Origin of the sequence: Streptomyces sp. NPDC004539 (assembly GCF_040610055.1) — a bacterium.
Classification (GTDB): domain Bacteria; phylum Actinomycetota; class Actinomycetes; order Streptomycetales; family Streptomycetaceae; genus Streptomyces.
In genome coordinates this window covers 157387-183383 of sequence record NZ_JBEXLS010000019.1, presented here as the reverse complement: position 1 = coordinate 183383, position 25997 = coordinate 157387, and the positions used below count along the sequence as shown (strand labels likewise).

Genomic DNA, 25997 nt, shown 5'->3' with positions numbered 1-25997 from the left:
GGGTCGGTCAGTCCGTGTGATGGGTGATCGCGCGCAATGCCTTGAACAACGGCGCGTACAACAACCGGGCGACCACGGGGTCGGCCGGGTCGGGGCAGTCAGCGGGAGGGGCACCGTCCGCGAAATACGGGGCGAGGACATCCCGCAGGCCGGTGAGCAGGCCGTCTTCGTCGGGGAGTGGTGCCGGACCGGCGCCCGGAGCCAGGAGCTCGGCCGTGCGTGGTGCGAACCGGGCGTCGACGAACACGACCCGCGCGGGCACACCGCCACGCACCAGACGCCCGATGACCTGCCAGATCGTCACGAGCTGGTCCCAGGCGAACGACTTCTTCTCCGTCGAGGACAGCCGGGAGTAGATGTACCGCCGTGACAGCAGTCGTCGCCACTCGCCGCGGGCCAGGTGCCGGAGGGCGAGTCCGGCGTCGTCCAGAGCCTGTGCCGTCATGGCCAGTTTGCTGAACGAGCCCTGTGCCAGGCCGGGTTCGTCACGGATGAAGCGGGTCGCCCAGTTGTTGATCGCGAACACCGAGAGGGTGAGGTCGTCGGGACGCGGATGCGGCCTGGCCAGGAAGAGAGCAGTGCCGAAGGCGGCGTTGCGCTGGGAGTTGAGGATGTTGTGGCCGCGTTCCACGGCCATCAGCGGAGCCACCAGGATCTCTGCCTCCGGGTCCTGGGCGAACGTGGCGAGATCACCCCTGTGCAGAGCGGTGGCCCGTTCCTCCTCCGTCCTGGAAGGTTCGGAGCCGAGGACCGCCTGGTCGAGGTCGGTGTCGTCGGAGGCCAGGACCCGGACCCGGCCGTGCCAGCGTGCCATCTCGTGCAGCGTGTCCGCCGCGAGGGCCGCCTCCTTGTAGCTGCCGACCAGGAGGATCGCCCGTCTCCGGCGAGGGTCCGTCACTTTGGCCAGTTCCTCCTCCAGCGGGCTGGGAGCGCCTCCCAGCCCTTTCTGGCCCAGCCGCTTGACCATGGCCTTACACGCGGCAGGCCGGGCCTTCGGCTTTGTACCCGACAGGCTCAGTGGGCGGCCTTCGTCGTCGTACAGGAAGCGGGTGGCGAACTCCGATCGGCTTACCGCCTCCAGCGACCGGTGCGACGGCGTGAGCACCGCGCCGACGGGAGCGACGAGGTGTGCTCGGGTGGAGGTGCCGGCCCAGCTGGTGCCGGACATGAGGATCACGTGCGGTCCACGCCGGCCGCGGCCCGGGTCAGCCCCTATTTCGGGGAGTGCGAGCAGGAGTTCGCGGCCCACACCGGCGCATCGGAAGAAGCGCAGGGTGCCGCTGTGCTGCCCGTCGGCGTTGCGCTCCTGCTCGTCGGGCAGGTATTGGAACCCAAGGACGTTGCCCATCGGGGCCTCGGGGATCAGCGGGGCGTAGTCGAGCGGTGGACGGCGGGAGAACTCGTTCCCGGTCGAGTCGAGCCGCAGGGCCGCCTCTACCTGCGGCCACAGGTAGACCAACTGCTCCAGACGCTGGTCGAGGGCGCTGAGGAGCAGCATGAACTCCAGGCGCTGGGCGGTCTCGTCCAGCCACTTCGGGTCTTCGGCCTGTCCGGCCACAGGGGTGTCGGAGAGCAGAAGCCGCAGGACTGCCAGGACGCGTTCCCGGGTCGCGGTGGGGGACAGAGTGTTGAGCAGATCTTGGGTGAGGCGTACCAGGTCGTCGGTGACGTTCCCGTAGGGGCCGTGGCCGCCGAGGGGGTCGTCGCGGAAGTCGTCGAAGCGGTCGGTCAGGTCGGCCCGGCGGGAGTTCTGGTCCGGGCCCGGCGATTCGGGCGCGGGTGCGTCGTCCTCGTACGCCTCGTAGAGCTCGGACTCGTCGGCCACACCGTCAGGGGCGTCCGAGGCGGGGTCCTCGAACCAGGAGCGCATCAGCTTCTCCTGGAGGGTCCACGGACTGAAGTACTCGATGTCGACCCACTCGCGCAGGTCCAACTCGGAGATGAGACGCTCGTAGAGGCGGTCCACCGAGGCGTGGACCACGTTGAGCGAGGTGGACCAGCGCTCGATCTCTTTGTCGGTCAGTGGCAGCCGGCCCTGCCGGGAGATCTCCTCGACTCGGTGCGTCTGTACCTGGTCGAGCCAGGAGTCCAGGTCGGGGCGGACGAGGGTCGCCGACGGCGCGAAGATCTCGTCGAGCCTCATCTGCACCGAGTCGGCCTCGTCCACGACGACGATGTCGCTGCGCAGACAGGCGAGTTCGAGGTGGCGTAGCCGTTCGTCGCCCAGGTGCCGAGGTACGGCGGACTGCACGAGGCTGGACGGGTTGGCGACCCAGATCACCGAGTCGACGAGTTCGCGGGCGCCGCGGTGACGCGGACAGACGTACCAGGCGGGGCAGCCGTGAGGGGTGCCCTTGATGTCCGGTGTGCTGGTGTCGACGGCTCCTGAGCGGCGCCGCCCGGGCTTGTACGGTTCAGGGAGAGCGTTGTCCTGTCCCTCGTCCTGCTTCGTCTTCTTCTCCGGGTGGAGCGAGGTGCACGGAGCGTCCGCGAAGCGCAGCGGTTCGCCGGCTTCGGTGCCGCGCAGCGCGTCGACCACACAGACCGTACTCAGGTGGTCGAAGCCCAGATCGTCGTGGTCGAGGAGGTTGGGTTTTCCGCGGGAGGCATCACGGCGGTGCAGCCGTTGAACGTGTGTCTCCCGGGTCGTCAGGCCGAGCACAGGGGTGGCGGCCAGCCCGAGGCCACGGAACAGCGACGTGAGCCGGAGCTGTTCCGCGACGTCACCCACGACGAGGGTGGTGCGCAACTGAGGACTCTGCCGGGCCCCCCAGACGGCGAGCAGAGTCATCAGGGTGGATTTTCCGGCGCCCACCATGCCCGCGAGATGCAACAGGCCGTCGAGCCGTAGATCGCCTTCCGCCGAGAACCCGAGTCCGTCGGGGTCACGCGGCAGGATGTGCAGTTCGGCGAGTCGGTCCTCCCAGTGGCCGGGGTGCTGGACCTCGTTCTCCCGTTCCGTCGCGTCCATCCAGCGAGCGGTCTCCACGAGGTGGGCGCGGCTGACGGTGAGGGGCACGCCGGTCCCGGGCCGGCCTGCCTCCGGCTCGTGTCCTGGGCTCGGCTGGGGTTGCAGCCACTCGGGAAGGGTGACCGAAGTGGGGCGCCGGTGGCCGACGAAGGTGGCGCGGCCCGCCGGGGCGAGGGGGAGGGGTTTACGGGCGATCGGGGGCAGCGCGGTGAGGGCGGCGTCGTAGACGGCGAAGCGGTCGGAGGCGACCGACGGCTCACGCCGCCGGGCAGGCACACCGGGCGAGGGGATGTCGAAGGCACGGAACCGGTCCGGAAGGGCCTGGTAGGTCTCCAGCGCAAGCTGCCAGGTGCGGCGCCTGCGCAGGTGCCACAGCAGATGGCGGCTCGCGGTGAGTGTCACCTCCTGTTCGGAGGTGGTGACATGGCCACGGGCACGGGCGAACTCGTAGCCGCCGAACAGGGTGTAGGCACCAGCGGCAGGCTCGTCGGGGGCGATGCGTTCCATGACGACCAGAGCCAGCTCCACCTGGCAGAGCAGGCTCGGCTTCACTCTGCCCAGTTCGGACGGCACTTCGTCCCACAGGCGGGTCAGTTCGCCGGTGACGGGCTTGTGCCAGCTGTCGCGGTCACGCATCGTCGGTCTTCTTCCCGCCGGGCGCGAGACGGTGCCTCGCGCGGGCGATCAGTCGGGTGTCGGTGAGCAGGGGGTGATCGGCGTCGGCCGGACGGTTGCGCTCGTAGGTGGCGATGTAGCCAGGCCGGTCGTCGACCCGGTCCTGCGGTACCACCCAGAAGGCTTCGTCGTACGGGGGCTCGCGCCGTACCGGGCGAGCGGACCGGCCGAGGAAAGCCGGATGGGCCCAGTCCTTCACGTCGACGGCCCACGCGTGACCGTCGGGGAACGTGATGTGGATGTCGTATGCGTCGTAGGCGGGCCACATTCGTACCGTCAGGCCGAGGGCGACGAGTTGTTCCTCCAGGGACACCTCCGCCTGGCCGGGGCCCGTCACGAACTGACGTAGCGGACGGTCCAGTTGGAGCAGTCGGCCTGTCTCCTCGAGAGGGAGGCGGCGGCCCGCCGGCGGTTGCCCCCGCCGTCGGCAACGGTCCCGTTCGCACCACCAACCGCCGTCCTGGAGAGGGGTGAGGAGGGTGCGGCAGCGGTCGCAGGTCGTGTAGGCGTCGTTACGGAGGTAGCTGTCGGGGACAGGGTGGTAGATCAGGCCGAGGAGGTCCTTCACCGGGTCGAGCACGTGGTCCGTCGAGACGGCCCACTCGTCCGCGGCGGTGAGCAGGGGCCGGGTGACGAGGAGACGGCGGAACTCGGTGTAGGAGTCCTCCTCGCCGTGCTGGCGGCACAGCCGGAGCGCGGTGCCGATGATCTCGCGGTCGTAGAGTCTGGTCGCGCTGTCCGGGAACTGCTCCGCCCACTCGTGGCACAGTTCGGTGGGGCGGGACGAGACCGGATCGAGCAGGAGGTCATCGGGGCCGACGGCCTCGTCCGGCAGGTCCACCGGCCAGTCCGCCACGGGGCGTTCCCGGCACCACTCGACCAGTTCCGGAAGGCTTCCCGGAGGTTCGGCTCCGCGCTCCAGACAGGCGAGCACCGTCCGGTCGAGCGCGCGCTGCACTTCGGGGTGATAGGGCAGGAGGTGGGCGTCCGGGCCGGTGGCCTCCTCCAGGATCGTGAGCGCGGTGGCCAGCGTGCGCATCAGAGGGATGCCGCGGTGCGCGGACCAGTCGCCCGCGATCACCGGTTCTCCAGGTGCCCGCGGCCGGCCGAGCAGTGAGCCAGTACGTCACAGCCGGAACAGGCGTCACCGGGGTCGGGGGCGTAGGTCTCGTCGACCGCCCACTTCTCGGCGAGGCCCGCGATGATGCGGCGGGCCTCGGCCAGGGTGCCCGGGTCGCCTGGGTCGACCTCCTCGCACCGGGATCGGTTCCCGAACAGGACCTCCAGCTCGACCCGCGACCGGCGTGGATCACCCCCGGGCACCCCCGCGGCCATCATCAGCGCGGCGAAGGCGAGCTGCGGATACGTCTCCATCAGCTCCCGGCCCTCCCAAGGGGGTTTCGCGGCCGTCTTCGTCTCGCGCCAGATCCAGCCGCCGGACGAGGTGTACAGCAGATCGGGATCGGCGACGAGGACGATGTCGAGCTGGGGGTCGTACAGCGACAGACGCGGCTGCACCCGCACCTGCTCCGTGTCCGGAAGCCCGTCGAGCGGGCAGTCCCGCTGATGTGCGGAGAGCATCGTGAGCGCCGTGGGCAACTCGGCGGTGGAGAGGCCGGGAAGTGTGTCCGGCAGGGGAGACGAGACGCAACTTCCCTCCGCGTGCTGGACATTCAGCCAGTGATCGACCGCGCGTCCCCGGCGGATCGGCTCGCTTTCCGGGGCGCCGGACCTCAGGTGCAGCACACGGGTGAGGTGGAACTGCGCCGGGCAGGTCGCGTGGGTGCGCAGGTCCGTCGCGGAGAGAGATCTGCGGGCCCGGGGACGGCGCGGTCCGGGGACACCCAGGACGCCGGGGGCCCGCGCGGGCAGTTCACAGCCGGTCAGGCCCTCGCACCGTACACAGCTGGAGCCCGGGTTGAGCCGGTCGCCCTCCACCACTCGGCTCAACACTGACTTGGCGTGCTCGGTGAAACGCCGTTCGATCTCCTCGGCGTACCAGTCGGCGAGCACGTCGTGGTCGCCGTGGCCGCAGCCCACGCCGATGACACGGACGCGGTCCGGGCGGACGGTGCCGCCCTCGGACTCGCGGAAGATGTCGCCGAACGCCGAGTGGGAGGGAACACCCTTCAGCGCGACCGCAGCCGCCTCCGCGAGTTCGGCGTCCGGACGGTCTTCCTTGACCGAGTTGACCGACAGCAGCCACAGTTCGCGCTCTGCTCCGTCGGCGCAGGCGTATCGCCTGCCCCAGGCGGTGCGTTCGTAGCGGGTCGCGCCCCGGGCGTCCGGAATGTCGTTCCGGGTGATGGCGGTCCACTGGGCGCGCACGGGCAAGGTGGCCGGGCGCCCCAGCGTACGCCGGAGCGTCTCTTGTTCCTCGCGGGCCCTCAGATAACGGCGAATTGCCGTTTCCGCCCAACTCGCGTGGCCTGCGTGGTACTTGTTGTTTCTCCGCAGCCGCACCAGTGCGTCCTCCAGGTTCACCCCTTCGTGTTCGACCGAGTCCAGGACGCTCATGACCGGGCCGAGCGCGAAGTCCTCGACAGGCTTGCGCCGCGAGCGCTCCCCGGACTGCCGGACGAACGGTCGAGCGCGGAGGGCGTTACCGCGGGGGCAGTCCTGCGGGTCCTCGCGGAGCAGGGGGAGGGAAGTGCGGATGAGCCGGATGTCGCCGCTGGTCCGGGGCGGCGGGAGCTGGAGTGACACGGGCACCTCTTACTGGCGTGGTGGCGAGAGTGTCGATGACCCCAGGAAAGCGCACCATTGTGAACTAAGTCAAGGAAGTGATCGTGTGTGATGAGTGACCCGCTACAGTATGGCTGACGCTAGGTCATCGAGAGCGGGGTGAAGTGTGGAAGCCGGGGATGTCCTCGACGGCCGCTATCTGGTCAGGAAACCGTTCGGCAAAGGAGGCATGGGCAGGCTCTGGAAAGCCACCGATGTGGAGACCGGGCGGACGGTCGCGGTCAAGGTGCTGCGCCTGGACGACTACACGCTCGGCCGGGTGGGCGCAAATGAACGCACCCAGTATGAGATCCAGTTGACGAAGCGGTTCAAGCGTGAGGGGGCGATCCTCGCAGATCTCGATCACCCCCGGATTACTCCGCTCCTGCACCGCGGCCACCTGCCGGACGGTGATCCCTATCTCGTCATGGAGTACGTCGACGGGGACGATCTGCGCGCCTTCCTGGACCGGCGGCGTCCTTTCCCTCTCGACGCCGCGATCTGCATCGCCGTCGATGTCGCGGAGGCCATGGAGCACGCTCACTCCAATGGTGTGGTGCACCGGGACCTGAAACCGCACAACGTGGTGGTGGCCAACGTCGACGGAGCTGCCCAGGTGATCGACTTCGGTATCGCCCACCTCACCGACCCCGATGCGACCCGGTACACCGAACTCGGCGCCACCCCGGGCAGCTCCGGGTACATGGCCCCCGAGCAGTTGCGAGGAGAGCGGAACCTCTCCGAGGCCGTCGACCTGTACGCGTTCGGCTGTGTCCTGTTCGAACTCCTCACGGGTCGGCAGCCGTTCGAGGAGAAGCCGGACCGCAACAAGAGCATCCAGCACCTCGAAGACCTGCCGCCACGCCTGCGCTCCATCAACCCGGCCATCCCGCAGGAACTCGACGACCTGGTCTGGGACCTGCTGGCCAAGGATGTCGTGCACCGGCCTCGTGCAGCGAGGGATGTGCTGGACGTCCTGCGCCCCTTCCTGCCGAAACCCGGCGACCCCGCACCCGACCCGGAGATGTACCCGGACCCGACCACGCGTCACCGGCTGGCAAGCGCCGGCACCCCCGCCGTGCCCCCTCCTGCGCTACGGCGTTCCCACCGCCGTCCCGGCGGCTGGCTCAGTCACAAGCAGTTCGCCGGCCGGATCGTCCTGGCTCGCGCGGAACTGGCGGATGCTCCGGGCGTGCGGTGTGCCGAACTTCTGGCCATGCTGCCCAAGGCGGTCAAGGACTGGGGACCTCGCGTGGAGGACGTGCTGGAGGCCCGGCTCGTGTGCGCCGAAGCCGCTCTTCTGGAAGGCCGGACGGCGGACGCCGAGGTCCTGTACGAGGAGGTGGCCGACGAGGGAGATCCACCGGACCGTCTCGTCCTCGAAGCCGAACTCGGCATCACCGTCTGTCGGATGCGCGAAGGGGACTACCCCGGAGCCTTCAACGGCTGGCGGTCGGCGGTACGCGGAGCCCTCGCCCTGCCTCCGCCGATGCCGGAGCCGTTGGCGCGTCGCTGCCGCGAGGCGGGCGAGGAGCTGGCGGAGAAGGGCTACCGCGCTGAAGTCGCGGCCTACCTGGATCAGTTGCCCGAACCGTAGCGGTCAGATGCGGGGCAACTGCCCCGTGGCCAGCAGGTCTCCCAGGGAACGGCTGAGCTCCGCACCCACCGTCCGCATCTCCCGCATTTCCCGTTCGAAGGCACTGACCCGCCGATGGACCTCCCCGTACAGTTGCTGCTCGGCCAGCGCGAGCCGTGGGACCTGGAGCCGCCGTACGTCGACGCGCGACGTGGTCGACGCGTGGGTGCCGGCCTGCTGGACGTTGGCCGGTGAGCGCAGGCAGCCCGCGAGGAACCAGGGGTCGAGGACATCCGGCTTCACTCTGAGCAGGGTCAGCTGAGGTCCGAGCACCGACGGCGCGTCGGCGTCGACCTGTACGTCGAAGGCGCGGGCCAGCACGGACACGACCACATCCTGCGAGGCGGTGACGGTGAGGGAACCGTCCAGTTCACCTTGGGCGACGGCCGACGAGGACAACCACAGATGTGCCTGTCCGGAGAGAGGGGCGCCGATGACGACACGTGTGTCGTCCTCCTGAGGTTCTCCCTGCCGGACCAGCTCGTCCGGCAGTGTCTGCCCGGACCGGATCTCCACCGCGCCTGCCCGCTCCAGCTCGCCGAGGCTGATGAGGGAGGTGGGTTCGTCATCACCGGTGGGACGCAGCCGCGCGAGGACGGCAGTGGTGTCCCGTACTTCGCTCATGTGGCCGTCGAACCGGGCCCACAGACGCCGGAGATCGACGATAGTCGCTGTCCGGGTTCTCGGGACGTGACGGGCCGGTGTCAGATCCACCTGTTCGTCCAGCAGATCGATCACGGGTACGGAGACACTGCCCCGTGTTCCTTCACCGGAGAGGGCGCTTGTCACCTGGGCTGTCACTGCCGGCCAGTCGATGCCTGCCTTCTCCGTACTGTGCTGTGCGGTATCCACCAGCGTCAGCTCGGCGCGGGGTTCCTCCTCCCCCCGCGTATCTGCGCCCTTCGCGTGCAGGACCCACACGTGCAACCCGACGCCGTAGGGGGGAGCGGCGCCCGGCGGAAGAGCGATCAAGGCGCGGAGTAGACCGGCGCGCAGCAGGCCGGACCGGATACGTCGGCCCGCGCGTCGAGCCGCGATTGCCGGGGGCAGGACCATCACCGCCACGCCGCCCGGAGCGAGGGACGCCACCACGTGCTGCACCCAGGCGAGCTCCGGCTCCGTGCGCGGCGGTTGGCCGTACACCCAGCGCGGGTCCGTGGCGAGTTCGGCATGGCCCCAGTCCCGGTCGTTCGACGGCGCATCGCACAGGACGACATCGGCGTCCGCCGCCGGATGAGCGTCGGCCCGCAACGTGTCTCCTGTGCACAGAGAGACGTTCGGCAGACCGTCGACGGCGAGCCGGGCCTCGGCCAGCCGGGTCAGGGTGGCGTCGTTGTCCTGGCCCAGCAGACGCAGGCCCGCGCCCCACCGCCGGCCTGCGGCGGCCAGCAGTGTTCCGGTACCACACGCCGGGTCCAGGACGGTGAAGACCGGTTCGGGGTGTTCCAGGTCCGCGATGCTCAGCATCAGCTCGGCGAGATGCGTGGACGTCGCGGTGATCTGCCGTACGTGGGTACGGAGCCAGCGCTCCAGGAGCAGGAGGAAGGTGGCTCGGCCGTCGTCGGGATCGGCCACTGCCAGAGTTCGTTTCAGGAGGTCGGACCGATGCCGGTCCGAGGCTTTCCCACCTGTGGGGCGGATTGTCCCGCCCCCGCTCAGCAGCAGCCCCACCTCCGCCACCAGCGACCCCGCCGCATTCCGCTCGCCCAGCGCCTCGTACTCGGGCCAGAGCCGGTCGAGAGGATGGACAGGTGTCTTGAACTTGTTCTCCTGCTGGAGCCAGACCTCGACCTCGTGCAGGGAGAACTGCGGATACGTGTCGGTGCCGCCGACCGGGGCCGGGAAGTTCTCGTGCCGTCGGCGCCAGTTGCTCACAGCGGCCCGTCCGACCCCCGCGATACGTGCGATCTCCGCCAAGGTGACGAGAACCGGGGGTGTCCCCGCACTCCCTGACATGGTCTCCTCCGCACTTCCAGCTGTTCTGCCATGCTTTGCTTGACTGAGTTTACGTATGCGTCGGGTATTCGGTTCGAGGCGTCCTGTGAAGATCGGCGGCGCGTTGTCAGTGGCGGTCCGTACCCTCTGTGACATGGAGGGGAACGAATCGTGGCAAGTGGGGGAGCGGCTCAGTGTGTACGCCTACCTCACGGCGCCCGAACGCCTGGAGTACATAGCGGTGATGAGGGTGTTCTGCGGCACGCTGCTCGCGGATCTCGCGGTGCCCGACGTCCTCGCGAAGCTGGAGCGCGAGACGGGCGCCGGGAAGCTGAGCGCCGAGACGCTGGCCGCCCGCCTGGAGAAGCTGGCGGCCTGGGGGAACCTCCTCCGCAGTACGCACGCGGTGCGGGCGACCAGCATCGCCGACTACCAGCGCTCCCGCTCCCGTTACCAGCTCTCCAAACTCGGCGAGCGGGTCCAGCGCGACGCGGACGAGGTGCTGGCGGGGGCGGACGCCGCGCGGGAGGTCAGCAGTGAGCTGCTCGCCCTCGTCGACCGGGGGCTCGGCGAGATCGTCGCCCTCGCCTCCGCGCCCGGCGGCGCCGACCCGCAGCAGGCGTGGGAGCGGATCAGCACGCTCTTCGTCCAGTTCGCCGAATTCGCCGAATCCGTAAGGGACTTCTACGCCTACCTGGGCCAGGTCCTCGCGCGGTACGACCTGGACGGCGCCGAGTACCAGGGCTTCAAGGAACTGCTGCTCGACTACGTCGAGGCGATCACCGAGGACGTCTCGCTGCGCGCGCCCCGCATCGCCGCGCACCTCACCGCCCTCTGGCCGCATCTCCCCGCCCTCCTCACCCGGGTCGACGCGCACGCGACCGGTATCGGGGCCCTGGCCGAGGCGCTGCCCGAGACCCGGGTGCAGCGCAGCCGGGGCCGGGACCTGGCCGACTGGGAGGGGCTGCGCGACTGGTTCACCGACAGCGCCGGTCTGGGCCACGGCAGCCAGGTCGACCAGTTGCGGGACGCCACGCTGCGGGCGCTCCAGTCGCTGCTGGCCAACGCCAAGCGGATGCTGCGCTCCGCCTCCGGCGAGATGTCGCGCCGCAAGGACCTGCTCCGGCTCGCCGCCTGGTTCGACGCGGCCGAACCGGAGGAGGCGCACGACATCGCCGTAGCCGCCTTCGGGCTGTACGGCGCGCGGCATCTCGGCGTGGCGCCGGACCCGGACGGGACGGTTCCCGCGTACGTCAGCTGGTGGACCGGGCCCGTCGTCGACGTACCGGTCGCGCTGCGCGAGCGTGGCAGCAGGGCGCCGCGCGGGCGGTCCGCGGCGGCCGAGGACCACACCGAGCAGAAGCGCCGGCTCCTGGAGCAGGCGCGGGAGGAGGCGTCGGCCCGGCGTGCCGCCGCCGACGAACTCCGCAGCGCCTCCGGGCACTTCGGGCAGGTGCGGCTCAGCGCGCCCGCCATGCGGCTGCTGCTCGAACTCCTCACGACCGCGCTGGGACAGGCCCGCCCGCACCGCTCGGCGACCGGCTTCGACCTCGACGGCGCGCGGGCGAGCGACGCGGACCTCGGCATCCGCCTGACGGCGTGGCGCACGCCCGGCCGCCACACGGTCCTCCGGTCGGTCGACGGCGACCTGACGGCGGACGACCTGACGCTGACGGTGGAGAGGCTGGACGCGCCGGGGGAGGGGACGTCGGGAGACGCGGCGCCGGGGGAGGGGACGTCCGGGGAGGCGGCATGGCCCGCGCCGCCGGAAGCGGCCACACCCACGGCCCGGAACCTCCCAGCGGACCCGAACGCCGCCGCCCCCACCCTCGCTCCCGTCCCCAGCAACCCGGATGCCCTCGTCCGCGCGCCAGCCCCCGTCCCCGCCCCCAGCGACCCGAACGCCCTCATCCACACCCCCCTCCCCACCGAGGCCCCCGCCTGATGCCCCTCCCCTCCACCCACGACGTCGCCCTCGCAGCCGAGCGCCGAGCCGCCGCCCGGCTCCTCCTCGCCCACCCCCTGATCACCAGCACCGGCCCCCACCGGGACACCTTCCCCCTGGTCCGCAAGCACGCCGACTGGCTCGCCCAGCGTTTCCAGCAGGTCTTCGGCTACCGCCTTCTCGTGGAGGCCGGCTACGCCCGCCTGTTCAAGGCCGGCCTGGGCCCCGCCGCCGGCCACCGCCTCGAACGCCCGTCGACCGGCACCCCGTTCACGCCGCGGACGTACGCGTATCTGACGCTCGCCCTCTCCGTCCTCGTCACCGCCCCGGAACAGCTCCTGCTCTCGCAACTCGTCGGCGACCTGAAGGCAGCGGCGGTGGACGCCGGCCTCGAACTGACCGACAGCGGACGGCAGTCCGAGCGCCGGACCCTCGCGGCGGCCCTGCGGCAACTCGTCGACTGGGGGGTGCTGGCCGAGACCGAGGGCCACGTCTCGGCGGTCGCCGAGGAGGAGGGCGGCGAGGCGCTGCTGACCGTGGACCGGGAGATCGCGCGGGCCGTCGTCGCGGGCCCGCTCGCGCAGAGCCGGGACGGCGCCGACCTGGTACGACGCGCCGCCGACCCCGGCTTCGGCGGTCCCCGTACGTACGTCCGCCGGCGCCTCGTCGAGACCCCCGTCGTCCACCTCGACGACCTCACGGACGCCGAGCGCGAGTGGCTGCGCACGCGGCAGCGGCGCGAGTCGCAGGCGTTCTCCGAACTCCTCGGGCTGGAGGCGGAGATCCGGGCCGAGGGGATCGCCCTGATCGACCCGGAGACCGACCTCACCGACCTCCACCTCCCCGGTACGGGTACGGTCGCCCAGGCCGCGTTGCTGCTGGTGGTACGGCTCGTGGACCGGCTGCGTCCCGACAGCCCAGGGCATCCGGCGGTCGGCGGGCGGCTCGTCATCGGCGTACCGATCCCGCCTGAGCTGCCGGCCGTCCTGCTCGACGAACTCGTCGAGGAGTACGGCAGACGCGCCAACTGGCAGCGGGGGCTGCTGGACGACCGCGACGGTTTCCTCGCGGCCGTCCTCGACCACCTCACCCGCATGCGGCTGATCGCCCCGGCCGGTCCCGTCCGCGCCGCCGGCCACGGCCTGCCCGAGGGGTACGAGGCGACGACGGCGGACGGCCGCGTCGTCACGTCCGTCGCCGAGGCGCGCGGCAGCGCCGACGGCCCGGCCGCCTGGGTACTGCTCGCGGCGGCGGCCCGGTACGCCACGACGGTCGCGGTGAAACCCCGCCGATCCCCCGAGCCGCACCGGCCCACTGAGCCGCACCGGCCTCCCGAACCCTCCGCGATCCCCACTCCTCGCCGCGCCGACACTCCCCACAGCGCCACCCCCCTCAACACCCCCCAGGAGCCCCCCGCATGACCCCCGGCCCGGACCGCCAGCACCGCTACCGCCTCCACCGCGCCGGCATCCGCAACGTCTGGCAGTACGACGAGCAGGAGTTCACCTTCGGCGAGGGCCGCCTCCTCCTGCGCGGCAAGAACGGCGCGGGCAAGTCCAAGGCCCTGGAAATGCTGCTCCCGTACCTCCTGGACGGCGACGCCCGAGCCCTCGACGCCACCGGAACCGGCCGCACCACCCTCCTCTGGCTGATGCTCGACGGCTTCGAACAGACCAACCGCCTCGGCTACTTGTGGCTGGAGTTCGCACGAACCGATGCTCCCGACACCGATGCTCCCGACACCGATGCTCCCGGCGCCGACGGCCACAACACCGACGCCCCCGGCCCCGCCCCCCACCTCACCCTCGGCGCAGCCATCCGCGCCTCCCGCTCCACCAACACGGCGAAGCCGTACTTCTTCGTCACCACCCGCCGAGTGGGCCACGACCTCCACCTCGCCCCCGCCGGCCAGCCCCTCCCCCTCGACCAGCTCAGAACGGCCGTCGGCCCGGACAACATCACCGACCGGGCCGTCGAACACCGAGCCCGAGTCGCCCGCGACCTGTTCGGCCTGACCGACACCGCCCGCTACCGCAACCTCCTCCACCTCCTGCACCGCCTGCGCCGCCCCACGATCGGCGACCGCATCGACTCCGGCGGCCTGGTCTCCGTCCTCGCCGAGACCCTCCCCGCCCTGGACGACGAGGTCGTGGAGAAGGTCGCCCGCAACCTCGACGACCTCGACACCGTACGGGCCGACCTGGGCCGACTCGAACGGACGGACCTGGCGCTGCGCACGTTCCTGACGGGCTACCGAGGCTATCTGCACGGCGTGCTGCGCGGGCGTTCCGAGGACGCGGCCACCGAGCTGGGCGGTCTCGTGGAGCACCGCAAGGCCGCCGGGGACGCTGCCAGGAAGGTGGAGGCGCTCCGGGGCCAGGAGGACGAACTGGCGGCGCGCGTCGATGCGTTGGACGACGAGAGGGCGGGCATCGAGACGGACCTCGCGGCGCTGCGGGCGAGCACCGGTTACCGCAGCCTCCAGGAGCTGGGCGAGCGCCGGACCACGGTCAAGGCGCTGCACGGCACGGCCGTCACCGCCTTCAAGTCGCTGCGCGAGACCCACCGCAACGAGGATGCCGCGGGACGCCGACTGGGCGCGGAGGCACGGCAGTTCGGTGAGGGGCTCGTCGAACTGAGCACGGCGCACGGCGAGTCGGTGACGGAGGCGGAGCGTGCGGGCCTCGACCCCGTCCACCTGGGCGACCCCTTCGCCCTCCCGGTCGTACCCCTCACCCCTGCCGAGACGGCCCAACTGACCTCCCCGGACGGCGACTTGCACCTCGTCCGGCACGACGCGGTCACGGCCGTCGACACCGACGCGTGCGCGGCGGCGCTGGCCGCCTGGGACGCTCGGCTCGACGCCGTACGCCCGGTGATCAGGAACCGGTCCCGGACGGTCACCGAACTGACCGGCCTCGTCCGGCGAGCCGACCGGGCCCGCCAGGAGGCGCACGACGCGGACGCCGCCCGCGAACAACTGGAGGCGCAGGCGGAGGACGCCCGGGGCCGGGTCGAGCTGCGGCGCGCGGAGACGGCCCGGGAGTCGGAGGCGTACGCCGCCGGGGCGGGGGCCTGGACCGAGCGGCTGCGCGCCCTCACCGGTGTCCCCCTGGACGTCGTACCCGCCCATGACCCGGCGGACGGGCCGTTGTCGGCGCAGGTTCCCGAGGAGGTGGCCGAGGCGGTGCGGGCCGCCGTCGCCCCCTGGCTGGCGGAGGCGGGCGGGCGGCAGCTCGCGCTGGCGGTCACCGTCCGGGAGCTGGCCGGCACCCACGACCGGCTCCGCCGCGAACACGCGGAGTGGGAGCGTCGTACCGATCCCGAGCCGCCGCCCCCGCCGCATCGCACCGCCGCGCGCCCGCCCGGCACCGGCGCGCCGCTCTACCGGCTGGTGGACTTCGCGGACGGCCTGACGGCGGGCGAACGGGCCGGTCTGGAGGCGGCGTTGGAGGCGAGCGGCCTGCTCGACGCGTGGGTCCGCGCGGACGGCACCGTCCTCGACCCCACCACCCGGGACACCCTCCTGACCCCCGGCCCCCCGGTCCCCGGCCCGTCGCTGAGCCGGGTACTGCGCCCGGTCGCGGCGGCGGAGAGCGGGGTGACGGCGGAACGGGTGAGCCGGGTGCTGGCGGCTGTGGCGCTGGCGGGGGTACCGGCGGGTGGCGCCACGGGCGGTGTGCCGACCGGGATCGCGGCGGCTGTGCGGACGGCAGCCACGGACGGGGTACCGGCAGGTGTGCCGACGGACGGTGTGCCGACCGGGATCACGGCAGGCGTGCCGACAGCCGCTACGGCAGGCGTGCCGACGGCCGCCACGGACGGTGTGTCGACGGCCGCCACGGACGGCGTACCGGCGAGTGCGTCGCCGGGCGGCGCGCATGTCGCCGCCCACACCGTCATCGGCACCGACGGCTCCTGGCGCCTCGGCATAGCCCACGGCCGGCACGCCAAGCCCGCCGCCGAGTACGTCGGCGCGGAGGTCCGGGCGGAGACCCGGCGGCGGGCGCTGGCCGAGCTGGCGGCCCGAATCACCTCTGTGCGGGGGGAGTTGGCGGATAGGGAGCGGGAGTTGGGTGAGGAGCGTGAGCGGCGTGACCGCGTCGACGACACGCTCCGTCGCCCGCCCTCGCCTCGTGGGCTGACGGCGGCCTGGGCGCGTACCGAGGAGGCCGGGCGGACGGCCGAGGCGCTGGCCCGGCAGGTGTCGGCGGCGGCCCGGAAGGCGGACGAGGCGCGGGCGCGCGCGGTCGCCGTCCGGCGGGAGGCCGAGGCGACGGCGAGCGCGCACGGCCTCCCGGCGGAGCCCGCCGCCCTCGACACGGTCCGCCTCGCCCTCGACCGCCTGGGCCGGGGAACCGACCTGCTGCGCGCGCGGATACGTACGCTCACGGCGACGGCGGAGGCCCAGCGCGGCAGCCGGGCCGACTACGAGAGCGCCAAGTCCGCCCGCGAGGACGCCGATTCGGACTACGCCGACTCGCTGAACCTCCTCGCGGCGGCCCGCCGCACGGTCCGCACCCTGGAGGAGGCCCTCGGCGCGACGGAGCAGGAGATCCTCGCCCGCGAGGCCGACGGACAGCGCCGCCTGGCCGACGTACAGCGCCAACTCCCACGCGCCCGAGGAGACTTGGCGGACGTGCACGACGAACGGGTGCGCGCGGAGGAGACGGCGGTCGAACGGCACAGATCGCTGGCCGAGCAGGAGGAGAAGGTACTGACCAGCGGGCGGCGGCTGCGTACGACGCTGTCGTTGCCCGGCGTGCTGGAGGGCGCCGGGCTGGCCGAGGGCGCGGACCGGACGCGGCTGCCGGACCCGGTGCACGCCGAGCCCAGGGAACGCGTCAAGGTGCTGCGCCTGCTGGTCGACACGGTGCGCGACGGGCTGGACGCCAAGACCCGCGACGTCTCGGACAACACGTTCCACAAGCAGTACACCGCGCTGCGGGACCAGCTCTCCGGCGGGTACGACGCGACGATCGAGGAGTACGACGGCGTCAAGCTCTGCCGCCTCGTCGACGACAACGGTCCGCACGACGTCGCCGGTGTCGGCCTGCGCATCGCCGCCGAGGCCACCGCGGCGCGGGGTCGCCTCACCGACCGCGAACGCGACGTCTTCCAGCGCTTCCTGACCGGTGAACTCGGCGACCACCTCGCCACCCAGGTCCTCGCGGCGGGCACGCTCGTCGCCGCCCTCAACTCCACGCTGGACACGGTCCGTACGTCGCACGGCCTGGGCGTCACGCTCGACTGGAAGCTCGCCGAGGGCGTCGAGGCGGACGTCAAGGCGGCCGTCGACCTCCTGCGCAGCCCCGCCGCCCTGCGCACCGCCGAGGAGTCCGAGCGGCTGCGGGACGTCCTCCAGCGCCGTATCGAGGACGCCCGCCGCGCCGATCCGGCGGCGGGTTACGCGGCCCATCTGCGCGGCGCGCTGGACTACCGGGACTGGTTCACGTTCGTCCCGTGGGTGGTGAACGACGCGGCCCCGGCCGGGCGCCGCAAGCTGTCCGGGCGTACGGGGCTGAGCCAGGGCGAGCAGCGCGTCCTGTCGTACCTGGTCCTCTTCGCGGCAGCGGCGGCGCACTTCACGAGCCTCGCGGAGTCGGCCCCGTACGCACCCCGGCTGATCCTCCTCGACGACGCGTTCGCGAAGGTCGACGAGCCGACGCACGCGCGCCTCGGCCGTATCCTCGTCGACCTGGACCTCGACTTCGTCCTCACCAGCGAGCGCCTGATAGGGAATTGGCCCGACGTTCCGTCGCTGCACATCTACGAGTGCCTGCGTGATCCGCATGTGCGGGGGGTGGCGACGCTGCATTACACGTGGAACGGGCGGCGGAGGAGGCTGGTTTCGGTATGACGGACGATGCACCCGTGGGCGAAGTGCCTTTGCGTGAGGCGTCTTCGGGAGACGCGCCTTTGGGGGACGCGCCTTTGGGTGGCGTGCCCCTCGACGCCGCCACCCGCGATTTCCTCGCCCGCCCCGGCCTCTCCCGCCTCTGGACGACCGCCCGCACCCGCCTCGAACGAGCCGCCCTCCAGCCGACCGGCACGATCCGCCTCCAGTCCCTCGACTCCGAGGAACGCGAGGCCCTGTCCCTCCTCCTGGCGAGGCCGATCACCGGCGCCACGGCCACGATCCGCATCCCCGACCTGGACGCCCGTCTCCGCGCGACGGCCGTCGGCAGGGGCCTCGCCGCGACCCTCACCGCCCTCGGCCCACCCCTCGTCGACCGCAGGGCGGCCCGCGACGCGGCGACGGCGGAGCGCACCCGGCACCGGACGGAAGCGGAGGCGACCCTGGCCGCCACCGCACTCAACGACCAGCCCTGGGCCCACAGTTGGCTGGCGGAGAACCACCGCACCACCACACGCGCCACGATCACCCAGGCGATCCGAACCCTGTCCCACCTCTTCCCGGCCCCTGGTACGGACGGCGCCCCAGGCCCCTGGGGCAGAGGCGACCTCGCCACCCTCACCACCGGCTCGGCCCACGGCCTGGACGACGACACCCCTCTCGCCCGCCTGGTCCTGCGCGGCATAGCCCTGGCCCACGGCACCGACCCCCCGACCGACGCCCCAACTCGCCGCGCCCTGTGGCGAACAGCGGGCGTAACCCCAGACGAAGTCTCCAGCACGGTACTGACGTACGCCCTGCGCCCGACCGGCCCGACCTGGCAGGAAGCGGCCCTCCGAGAACGCGCGGACCACCACCTGGAGACCCACCTGACACTCCGCGAACTCCGCACCCTCCCACTGGAGTTGGCCCCCGGCACCCACGTCCACGTCTGCGAGAACCCCCGCGTCCTCGAAGCCGCCGCCGACTCCGCCCGCACGACCCCCCTCGTCTGCACCTCGGGCAGCGCCGCGACCGTCGTCCTCACCCTCCTCGACACCCTCGCGGCATCCGGCTGCACCTTCGCCTACCACGGCGACTTCGACTGGCCCGGCATCACCCTCGCCAACCGCGTCATCGGCCGCTACGACGCCCGGCCCTGGCGGATGCGCGCCCAGGACTACGAGTACCTCGCGACGCGCACGAGGCTCCGGGGCATCCCGCCACTCCCCTTGACGGGCCCGCGCGTCGAGGCCGACTGGGACCCCGAACTGGGCTCCTTGATGGAGGCGTTGGGGGTCGCCCTGCACGAAGAGGCGGCATTGGAACTGCTGTTGGAGGACCTCGCGCAGGACTGACGCGCTCAGACCTGCGTATCCATCGAACGCAACAGGTCGAGCAACCCCTGAGCGGGGACGAGTTGGCTCTCGGTGATCGGGTCCGGGCTGAAGTGCATCACGGCGTTGCGGAAGTTCCGGCACTCCTCCAGCGCCGCCAGGAAGTGCTGCTGGTCGATGATCCAGCCGAGCGCGGTCCAGTTCTCGGGTTCGAGGAACAGGTACTTGTAGTCGCCGAGCGTGAGATCGGCCGCGGAATGCACCCGGGCGGCCCGCCGGCCCGGGACGATCGCCCTGATCCGGTCGAGCGGGATGCACCGGTCGACCATGCGCCGCAGCCGCTGCTCGATCTCCTCCAGCAGGACCAGGGGCCGTATCCGGGTGCCGAACTGCACGGTCAGGTCGGCCGCGGTGATCAGCCCGCAGACCTTGTGATCGTGGTCGCGGACGACGACGTAGCCGGACTGCTGGATGGTCTCGACCCAGTTGAGCAGGTCGTCGGAGCGGTCGGCCTCCTGGCCGCGGACCGTCGCCGCGCGCAGATCGGGCGTGCGGTTGGCCATCCGCGACTTCCCGATCGACTCCCAGCTGACGACGCCGCTCAGCCTTCCGTCCGCGTCGAGGACGGGGAGCTGGCTGTAGTTGCGCAGGACCATGAGGGTGGTCGCGGTGTCGAGGCTGTCGCCGACCCGCACGCACTCGGGCATACGGTTCGCCGAGTCGAGGTTGCTGACGAGGTAGGCGACGGCCGGTGACTCCGCGTCCTCCTCCGGCAGGCCGACCACTTGGCCGAGGGAGGGCGACGGGTGCGCGCCCTCCGCGGAGACGGTTCTGGTGAACACGCTCGTCCCCGAGCCGTCCGGCTCCGAACCCCCGGCGAGAACGGCGATCTGGCTGTCCAGGGTGCCTTCGGTGAACGGCGGGACGGTGACCAGCCCACCGGCCTCCAGGTCGCTCTCGATCTGGTCGATGACCGCCGGATACCGGCGCTGCGCTCCCCAGATCGCGAGGAAGTCCCGGATGGACAAGGTCACCGGCTGGTCGGTTCCACGCCGGCGCACCTCCTCGTACAGCTTCGCCGGTTCGGTGAGCGTGGCGGCGAACTCGTCGGCGTCGGGGCGTCCCGGGTCCGGCCGGCCCTCGGCGAGGTGCGCGACCCGGTCCGCCGCGCCGAACCTGGCGAGTTCGAAGACGGTGAGCAGGGAGCCCATGCTGTCCAGGAGGTCGGGCTGGACCCGCTTCCGGTCGATGTCCGTGACGAGCCACTCGACCCGTCGTACGTGGTGGGCCCCGTCGGCGTCGTCCGCGCGATACTCGTACGCGCCCACCACCCGGCCGATGGCCACCAGCCAGGACCTCAGGGGGAGGACGACGAGGTCGCCGACGTGGATCTCGTGGACGAAGCGGTGGAGCTGGCCGGTCCAGTTGCCGACGGTGTACGGACCCTCGCCGGGGTAGCCGGCGGCGACCGCGGCCTTGATGTCCTCACGGGTGGCGGCGTCGGCCAGGTCGTCCAGCTCGTTCCAGCCGGCGATCAGCAGGCCGTTGTCCAACGCGGTCTGTTCCCGCTCGCCGTTCTGCCCCGCGCGTACCACCCAGGCCCGCATGACGCGCCCCCCTTGTGAACTCCGTGAGGCCCCCCTCACACGATCGCGTGGCGCGACCCTATAGCAGCCGCACCCGGCAGCCACCGGAATAAGGCCACCAGAGTGGGAGAAGCGAGAACGCGGCAGAGCTCTGGTTTTCTGCCCGGACAGCGGCCACGTTCGTCCTCTGGCTCAGGAACGCCGTGGTGCTGCCGGGCGGTGTTGTCGAGTTCGACTGACCTACAGGGTTGCCGTGAACTCGGCCCAGGCGGAGGGGAGGAGGGCGAGTTGGGGACCGTCGGTGTCCTTGGAGTCGCGGACGTGGACGGTGTTGGTGCAGGCCGCGACCTCAACGCACGCGTTGCCCTCGGCGTCGCTGTAGGTGCTCTTGCGCCAGGCGACTTCCACGCAGTCGTTACCTGCGGCGTCGCTGTAGCTGCTCTTGAACCAGGCGAGACCGGAAGCGGTGGTTGAGGGCTCGGCGTTGTTCATAGTGATCCCAGAATCCCTTCGATCTTCTTCGTCGACTCCCGGGACGGGAGAGCCTGTGATCGCATGATCCCATAGCGGGCGTGTGCCTGAGTCGTCTGTTCGGGCTCGGTTTGGAGGGAAGTGACCCCGGCGACTTCGCTGTACAGGAACAGCTTGCCGTCCTTGCGCCGGGTCAACACGATGAAGGGGCCGCCGAAGCCCACGTTCTCTTCGCGGTCGAGTGGCATGACCTGGATTTCGACGTTGCGCTTCCTGCCGACCAGCAGCAGGTGCTCCAACTGCCCCCGCAGTACATCGATTCCGCCGTACGGCCGCAGCAGAACCGCCTCGTCGACGATGAAGCTCAGGTACGGCGCGGGCCAGCGGTCGAAGACCTCCTGTCGGGCCAGCCGTGCGGCCACGCGCTGCTCGATGGTGTCGTCGTCCAGAAGCGGACGACGCATCGCCATCAACGCTCGCATGTAGTCCGGAGTTTGGAGGAGACCGTTGACCATGAACGTGTCGTACATGAGCAGTTCCATGGCGGTCTTCTCCAGAGCCGCCATCCCCTGGAACGTTGCCGGGTACTGCGCACGATCCATCTGCTCCTTCCACGCGCTCAACAACCCGTTCGCGCGGAGGACTTCCTCGGCCTTGTCGATCGTCTTGCCGCTCATGATGCGGCGGCCCTGCTCGTAGGACGCGACCGTAGCCGCCGAGTAGCCGATCCGCGCGCCGAACGTCTCGCGGTCCATCTCTGCCCGCTCGCGCAGCGTCTTCACGCTCTGGCCGAACGCGATGACGAGGGCCTTGCTCGTCGCGTCGGGCTGGAGACCGGCCTCGTCGTCGTCCCCGAAGAACAGGGAGCCCGTGTCCTCGTCGTCGTTGTTCCGGGGTTCTTCCACCCCGACCGTCGTCCTCGTACGCTCCGTCATGGGATCACCACCTCTCCGGACCAACTCCCCACGGGGAAGCCGGGTCACGCCGCGCGCCTCGTACAAGGTCGTACACCGCGCGTACAAGTGAACCGGCGTCGGTGCGCCACCCCTACGTCACGATACTCAGACGACGATCTCGTCGGCTCCGAACTGCAAGAAGCTGTCCCAGTCGTCGGCCGTGCTGAACATCAACTGGACCAGTTGGATGGACCACTTCCAGTCGCAGTTCTTCACCCCGAACAGCGCGGCCAGGGCGTCCTGCAACGGCATGCTGATGTAACGCCGTTTCAGTCCGACCCGGGACGGGACCTTCACCAAGGTCAAGTCGTCGGCGGTGACGTGCCCTTGGCTCACCAGCCACTCCCCGATGAACGTGCGGTCGACCGAACGCCCGGCCTGCTGGGCGGCTTTGGCGATGTCGGCGCGGAGGGTGTCGGCGGTGGTCCCGTCACAGAGCCCTTGCAGCCAGGTGCTGAGTGTGGGCTGAAGCGTGAACGAGGTGTCGTTCACCTGGCCCGAACTCTGCTGCTTGCGCCACGTGTCGATCTTCTCCATCGCGTCGTACTGCTCGTCCCCGGTGAAGTCCGCGTGGTCGGGACCGCCGCCGTAGTCCCTCAGGTTGGCCGCCTGGGTACCGGCGGTCCCGCTGCTGCTGATCATGGTGGAGTTGGACGTATGGTCGGCCTTCGGGAACATGCCCGCCATCTGGTAGACGAGGCCGTTCAGGTTGTCGGGATCGGTGAGGTCGAGACCGATGTCGCGGGCCGTCCTGATGACGTCGTAGTAGTACAGGTGCGCGCCCGATTTCTTGATCGCCGCCGCCACGGTCTCGCTGAGCAGCACGCTGCTGACGGAGTTCTCCACGAGGTCGACCCCGCCGAGATCGTCGAGCAGTCCCACGTGGTCCTCGCCGATGTTCCCGAGGCCGATCTCCGCCGTGGTTCCGGCGGTCTTCAGGTCCTGGAGGACGTTCCAGGCGTTCGTGAGGGTGGTGCGGTCGGCGTCGAGGTTGTGGATGACCAGCGCGTCGAGTGAATTGCCGAACAGCGCGGCGACCGTGGTCAGTCGGGCGCGCAGCGCGTCCGGCGTCTCCCTGGCGTCGACGTCGAACTTGTACAGGATCTCGTACTCGCCGCGGGGAAGGCCGTTCAGCGCCTCGGCGACGGTCGTGATGTTGCCGTAGCTCTGCGCCGTGTCGAAACGCCGGTACCCGGCCGCGACGGCGGAGTCCAGCTGCGACTTGTCGCGGCCGTCCACGCCGAAGACGAGCCAGGGTTTGACCTGTGCGGCGGCCTGCGCGGAGGTCGGCATCCTGGCGACCATGGGGGATGCCTGATGCCCGGGGTGTTCGGAGTGGGCGTGCGCGGCATGCTCGGTGTGGGCGTCCGCGTGCCGTCCGGCCGGTGCGCCGGACATCACCCGCCGCGCGTTCGCCTCGGCCGCCCGCTCGAACCGGTCCGACGGGTCCGAGACGCGCACGCCGTCCCCCCGGTCGGTGCCGGTCACCGGCCCCTGCCGCTGCTGGATCACATGCGTCAACTCGTGTGCCAGCGTGTGCCGGTCGCCGCCGCCCCGGCCGATGACGACATGGTCACCGCTGGTGTAGGCGCGCGCACCGACCTCGGCGGCGGACCTCTCCGCCCGGCGGTCGTCGTGGATACGGACGGACGCGAAGTCCGCGCCGAGGCGGGACTCCATGTCCGTACGGGTACGGTCGTCCAGCGGCCGGCCGGGGCTGCGCAGGACATCGCGCACGGTGGAACGCTGGAGCATCGCGACGACGGCGGCGTTACCGGCCGTGCGCTGGAGAGCGAGCAGCCCGGGAGGCGCACCGCTGTCCAAGACCGGGGCCAGGACCGGGGCCAGGACCGGGTCCAGAGCCGGGGGCCGGACGTCGGCACGGCGGCGCGTGTCGTTCGCGGCGGTACGGATTTCCTCGTTGGCGCGCATCAACTCTCCGTTGTTCCGGGCCACTTCACTCACGGCTACCGTATCCGTACCCTCGTGGGCAGGACACCACCTCTCCGGCACGGCTCGTACAGGGGCCGACAGCCGCGCGTACAACGGCCTCGGCGTCGGGGCGTGACCACTGGTGACGGTGTGCCACGAAGAGGACCGTAAGGGTCATGACGAACGAACCCGGTACCCCCACCGGCACCCTCGCACCGCCCACCGAGCAGCACTTCGAGATGCGGTTCACGTCCACCCGCAGAGGCGCCCGCCTCGCCCGCCGCCTCGCCGCCGTCCGCCTGCACGAATGGGGCATCCCGTACGGCTCGGACGACCACGACGCGCTCGTGGTGATCGTCGCCGAGCTGACGTCCAACGCGGTCCGGCACGGCCATGTCCCGGGCCGGGACTTCCACTTGAGGCTCCAGGTGGCCCCGCGTCTGGAGACCGCGCGGGTGGACGTCACCGACACGCGGGGCGAGCGCCTGCCGCCGCGCCCCGCCACCGTCGTCCCGGGCCGCGATCCCTATGTCAGCCTGGACGGGCGGGGGTTGCTGCTGGTCGCGGGCCTCGCCGCACGCTGGGACTGGCACCTGCGGACGGACGGGCCGGGGAAGACGGTGTGGGCGGAGTACACGCTTCCCGGTGCCGGTCAGGTGTGAGTGTTGTCCAGGTGTGCGCCCAGGTAACCGACGTACACCAGCCCCGACTTGGCCGAGTCGTCGTGGAAGTGCAGGCGTGGGGAGACCGTGTTGCCGCTGCCCACGCGGAGATGGGACTGCATGAAGAGGCGGCCGGTCGGGGCGACGGACTCGGGGACGGGGAAGGTGCGTTGGCGGCGCCAGTCGTGGTGGTTGGCGACGGTCTCCGACTCACGCATCGTCACTTTGCCTGCCGGGAAGGGGTGTCGGCAGGTCTCCGGGAGGTTGTCGCACCACTGGCGGAAGCCCACGCCGTTGCCGTGCGCGGCGTACTCGTCGAGGGCCGACAGCGCGTCCCACGCGACGGTCACCCAGTTGGGGGTGCCGTGCGCGTCGAGGTCTTTCGTCCGCTTGGGGTTTCCGGTGAAGCGGACGTGGGGTAACTCGGCGAGGCGGTCGAGCAGTTCGGTGAAGGTGGTGGGGCGGGAACTCGGGGGTGCGGGGGCTGTGGTGCGGGCGGTGTCGTCCAACTGCCGTTGAAGGAACCGGACTTTGCTGTGCGCGCCCTGGAGGGAGTCGTACAGCTTCTCGTTCTCGACGAGGAGTTCGAACTCGCGGTCCTCCACCTGCTGGAGTTGCCGCCGCAGATCCCGGATCTCCTCGTCCCGCGCCTGTTCCCGCTCCGCCGCCTCCCTGAGCAGTGCCTCGGCGGTCCGGAGTTCGACCCGGAGTATTCTGCCGGCCCGCCTTTTCTTCTCGAATACGTCCACGAGGCCCCTCATTCATGACCGCGCCGAAGGGGACCTCATCACACCACTATCCGGTGAATCCAGTCAATCATCTTTATCGGTCGAATTCGAAACCGCCGAATTTGCAGGGACGTTCATAAAGGGAACGGTTTCTGTCACCCGCGAGCACCCTGTGCGCGGGTGTCCTGTGCCTCGTCGTACGTCACATGAGCCTGCGCGATGTCCCCGCTGTGCCGCTTCGCCCAGCCGACGAGCGCGAGCAGCGTGGAGTTCAACTCCCTGGCCATCTCCGTGCATTCGTACTCGACCCGGGGCGGCACGGTCGGATAGACGGTCCGGACGAGCAGCCCCTCACGCTCCAGCTTGCGCAGATTGAGCGTGAGCATACGGCGGCTGATGCCCGCCAACTCGCGCTCCAGTTCGGTGAACCGCACGGGCCCTTTCGCGGCGGCGATCAGGATTCCGATCGCCCATTTACCGGCGACCCGGTCGAGTACCTCGGTGACAGAACAGGCCGGGTTGTCCATCTCCACCTGCACGGTCACATCCATGTGACTCCGAGACATGAAAGTGCCTCCTTTCGCGGGGCGCCATGGTTACACA

Annotated in this window: 16 protein-coding genes; 6 read left to right on the top strand and 10 right to left on the bottom strand. The window is 70.9% G+C overall.

Annotation, left to right across the window (positions count from 1 at the left end):
* Positions 1-7 precede the first annotated feature (7 nt).
* Genes ABZX85_RS33315 through ABZX85_RS33305 form a run of 3 tightly spaced genes read right to left on the bottom strand, consistent with a single transcriptional unit; the run spans position 8 to position 6352 of the window.
* Positions 8-3607: a hypothetical protein gene (locus tag ABZX85_RS33315; RefSeq protein ID WP_355876961.1), complete on the bottom strand. Its 3600-nt coding sequence runs from the start codon at positions 3605-3607 to the stop codon at positions 8-10.
* Positions 3600-4727, bottom strand: a complete 1128-nt coding sequence (locus ABZX85_RS33310) for a hypothetical protein (RefSeq protein WP_355876958.1) — start codon at positions 4725-4727, stop codon at positions 3600-3602. Before ABZX85_RS33310 ends, ABZX85_RS33315 begins: the two co-directional genes overlap by 8 nt.
* Positions 4724-6352 (bottom strand): PD-(D/E)XK nuclease family protein, encoded by a 1629-nt coding sequence (locus ABZX85_RS33305; RefSeq protein WP_355876955.1) that lies wholly within the window; start codon positions 6350-6352, stop codon positions 4724-4726. Before ABZX85_RS33305 ends, ABZX85_RS33310 begins: the two co-directional genes overlap by 4 nt.
* Positions 6353-6497: 145 nt before the next feature.
* Between ABZX85_RS33305 and ABZX85_RS33300 the strand changes: the two genes are divergently transcribed.
* Entirely contained in the window at positions 6498-7967 is a 1470-nt protein-coding gene (locus ABZX85_RS33300; protein ID WP_355876953.1) for a serine/threonine-protein kinase, read from the top strand.
* 3 nt (positions 7968-7970) lie between these two features.
* Here the strand turns inward: ABZX85_RS33300 and ABZX85_RS33295 are convergent, their stop codons facing one another.
* Positions 7971-9962 (bottom strand): N-6 DNA methylase, encoded by a 1992-nt coding sequence (locus tag ABZX85_RS33295; protein WP_355876950.1) that lies wholly within the window; start codon positions 9960-9962, stop codon positions 7971-7973.
* A 133-nt stretch (positions 9963-10095) separates the two neighbouring features.
* On the opposite strand from ABZX85_RS33295, the gene ABZX85_RS33290 reads away from it, so the two are divergent.
* The 4 genes from ABZX85_RS33290 to ABZX85_RS33275 all read left to right on the top strand — a co-directional run bounded on the left by ABZX85_RS33290 (position 10096) and on the right by ABZX85_RS33275 (position 19080).
* The gene (locus tag ABZX85_RS33290) at positions 10096-11886 is read left to right on the top strand and encodes a TIGR02677 family protein (protein ID WP_355876947.1); all 1791 of its coding nucleotides are present in this window, start codon (positions 10096-10098) and stop codon (positions 11884-11886) included.
* A complete protein-coding gene (locus ABZX85_RS33285) occupies positions 11886-13307 on the top strand; it encodes a TIGR02678 family protein (RefSeq protein WP_355876944.1) in 1422 nt (473 codons plus the stop codon). The genes ABZX85_RS33290 and ABZX85_RS33285 overlap by 1 nt, the downstream gene beginning before the upstream one ends.
* On the top strand, positions 13304-17746 hold the full coding sequence (locus ABZX85_RS33280) for a TIGR02680 family protein (protein ID WP_355876941.1): 4443 nt from the start codon (positions 13304-13306) through the stop codon (positions 17744-17746). Before ABZX85_RS33285 ends, ABZX85_RS33280 begins: the two co-directional genes overlap by 4 nt.
* Before the next feature lie 83 nt (positions 17747-17829).
* Positions 17830-19080, top strand: a complete 1251-nt coding sequence (locus tag ABZX85_RS33275; RefSeq protein WP_355876938.1) for a TIGR02679 family protein — start codon at positions 17830-17832, stop codon at positions 19078-19080.
* 5 nt (positions 19081-19085) lie between these two features.
* Here the strand turns inward: ABZX85_RS33275 and ABZX85_RS33270 are convergent, their stop codons facing one another.
* The 4 genes from ABZX85_RS33270 to ABZX85_RS33255 all read right to left on the bottom strand — a co-directional run bounded on the left by ABZX85_RS33270 (position 19086) and on the right by ABZX85_RS33255 (position 24004).
* Positions 19086-20666: a CBS domain-containing protein gene (locus ABZX85_RS33270; RefSeq protein WP_355876935.1), complete on the bottom strand. Its 1581-nt coding sequence runs from the start codon at positions 20664-20666 to the stop codon at positions 19086-19088.
* Between the two features lie 219 nt (positions 20667-20885).
* Complete coding sequence (locus ABZX85_RS33265) at positions 20886-21137, bottom strand: DUF397 domain-containing protein (protein WP_355876933.1); 252 nt, start codon at positions 21135-21137, stop codon at positions 20886-20888.
* Positions 21134-22051 carry a helix-turn-helix transcriptional regulator gene (locus ABZX85_RS33260; protein ID WP_355876930.1) on the bottom strand — a complete coding sequence of 306 codons (918 nt, stop codon included), beginning with the start codon at positions 22049-22051 and terminating at the stop codon, positions 21134-21136. The genes ABZX85_RS33265 and ABZX85_RS33260 overlap by 4 nt, the downstream gene beginning before the upstream one ends.
* 126 nt (positions 22052-22177) lie before the next feature.
* Positions 22178-24004 (bottom strand): aldo/keto reductase, encoded by a 1827-nt coding sequence (locus tag ABZX85_RS33255; protein ID WP_355876927.1) that lies wholly within the window; start codon positions 24002-24004, stop codon positions 22178-22180.
* Positions 24005-24180: 176 nt separating this feature from the next.
* Here ABZX85_RS33255 and ABZX85_RS33250 point away from each other — a divergent pair, with 176 nt between their 5' ends.
* Complete coding sequence (locus tag ABZX85_RS33250) at positions 24181-24666, top strand: ATP-binding protein (protein ID WP_355876924.1); 486 nt, start codon at positions 24181-24183, stop codon at positions 24664-24666.
* On the opposite strand, the gene ABZX85_RS33245 is transcribed toward ABZX85_RS33250, so the two are convergent.
* The gene (locus tag ABZX85_RS33245) at positions 24657-25415 is read right to left on the bottom strand and encodes a hypothetical protein (protein ID WP_355876922.1); all 759 of its coding nucleotides are present in this window, start codon (positions 25413-25415) and stop codon (positions 24657-24659) included. The genes ABZX85_RS33250 and ABZX85_RS33245 overlap by 10 nt on opposite strands.
* Before the next feature lie 134 nt (positions 25416-25549).
* Entirely contained in the window at positions 25550-25960 is a 411-nt protein-coding gene (locus ABZX85_RS33240) for a helix-turn-helix domain-containing protein (protein WP_355876919.1), read from the bottom strand.
* Positions 25961-25997 lie beyond the last annotated feature (37 nt).

Bases quoted from the DNA above. Each gene is read 5' to 3' on its own strand.
- ABZX85_RS33315 (WP_355876961.1), bottom strand. From the start codon at position 3,607: ATGCGTGACCGCGACAGCTGGCACAAGCCCGTCACCGGCGAACTGACC.
- ABZX85_RS33295 (WP_355876950.1), bottom strand. From the start codon at position 9,962: ATGTCAGGGAGTGCGGGGACACCCCCGGTTCTCGTCACCTTGGCGGAG.
- ABZX85_RS33290 (WP_355876947.1), top strand. From the start codon at position 10,096: ATGGAGGGGAACGAATCGTGGCAAGTGGGGGAGCGGCTCAGTGTGTAC.
- ABZX85_RS33285 (WP_355876944.1), top strand. From the start codon at position 11,886: ATGCCCCTCCCCTCCACCCACGACGTCGCCCTCGCAGCCGAGCGCCGA.
- ABZX85_RS33280 (WP_355876941.1), top strand. From the start codon at position 13,304: ATGACCCCCGGCCCGGACCGCCAGCACCGCTACCGCCTCCACCGCGCC.
- ABZX85_RS33270 (WP_355876935.1), bottom strand. From the start codon at position 20,666: ATGCGGGCCTGGGTGGTACGCGCGGGGCAGAACGGCGAGCGGGAACAG.
- ABZX85_RS33265 (WP_355876933.1), bottom strand. From the start codon at position 21,137: ATGAACAACGCCGAGCCCTCAACCACCGCTTCCGGTCTCGCCTGGTTC.
- ABZX85_RS33260 (WP_355876930.1), bottom strand. From the start codon at position 22,051: ATGACGGAGCGTACGAGGACGACGGTCGGGGTGGAAGAACCCCGGAAC.
- ABZX85_RS33255 (WP_355876927.1), bottom strand. From the start codon at position 24,004: ATGCGCGCCAACGAGGAAATCCGTACCGCCGCGAACGACACGCGCCGC.
- ABZX85_RS33250 (WP_355876924.1), top strand. From the start codon at position 24,181: ATGACGAACGAACCCGGTACCCCCACCGGCACCCTCGCACCGCCCACC.
- ABZX85_RS33240 (WP_355876919.1), bottom strand. From the start codon at position 25,960: ATGTCTCGGAGTCACATGGATGTGACCGTGCAGGTGGAGATGGACAAC.